The organism is Ruegeria sp. CE9, assembly GCF_056537425.1.
In genome coordinates, this window is the sequence record NZ_JBQFRO010000098.1 from 1 (window position 1) to 924 (window position 924).

The 924-nt window shown below is 55.8% G+C and carries 1 protein-coding gene; it reads left to right on the top strand.

Annotation, left to right across the window (positions count from 1 at the left end; all coding sequences use genetic code 11):
- Window positions 1-6: 6 nt before the first annotated feature.
- The coding region (locus ACR0B3_RS24280) for a TRAP transporter permease (protein WP_480811278.1) at window positions 7-924 on the top strand (918 nt) is incomplete at its 3' end.

The window sequence follows — 924 nt, forward strand, 5'->3', positions numbered from 1 at the left end:
TGGGGTATGGCAGATCAGATCGACATCACGGATATTGGCCCAAAAGACGCGGATGAACCAAAATTGATCCTGCGCTTAATCGCAGTGGTGGGCATCGCGTTGTCGCTGTTTCAGCTTTACGCCGCGGGTGTTCAACCTTTGGGGCTGTTCTATCAAAGGCCCATCCATTTGGGTTTTATCCTTGTTCTGTGTTTCTTGATCTATCCGCCCCGTGGCCGCGCCAAAGGGCGCAGTCCCTCAGAATATGCGATAGACGGCCTTCTCATTCTCGCCTCCATAGCGGTTGGGGCTTGGGTGCCTGTGAACATTGACACAATCGCAAATCAAATCTTTCCCCGCGACATCGATGTTGCAATGGGGGTTTTGACCGTTCTTTTGGTGCTTGAGGCTGCGCGCCGCGCGGTGGGTTGGGTGATGATGGTGATCGCGGGCGTGTTCTTGCTCTATGCCTTTGCGGGATCGCGCGGAGAATTGCCGTTTTTGGCAGATTTCATGCCCGGTATCCTTAACCATCGTGGCTATTCCTTGGATCGCTTGGCCAGCCAGATGACTTTGGGGGCTGAAGGAATTTATGGCATCCCCTTAGGTGTGGCCGCGACATTTATTTTCGTATTCGTTCTCTTTGGCGCTTTCCTTGAGGTGACGGGCGCAGGCAAATTTTTTATTGATCTGGCCTATGCGACAACAGGCCGTCAGCGCGGCGGGCCTGCCAAGGCGGCGGTTGTCGCCTCTGCGGGGATGGGGTCTATCTCGGGATCGGCCATCGCCAATGTGGTCACAACTGGGGCCTTCACAATCCCCCTCATGAAAAAACTGGGCTATCGCCCTGCCCAAGCAGGCGGGGTAGAGGCCGCTGCCTCAACGGGCGGGCAGATCATGCCGCCCTTGATGGGGGCAGGCGCCTTTTTGATGAGCGAATTTACC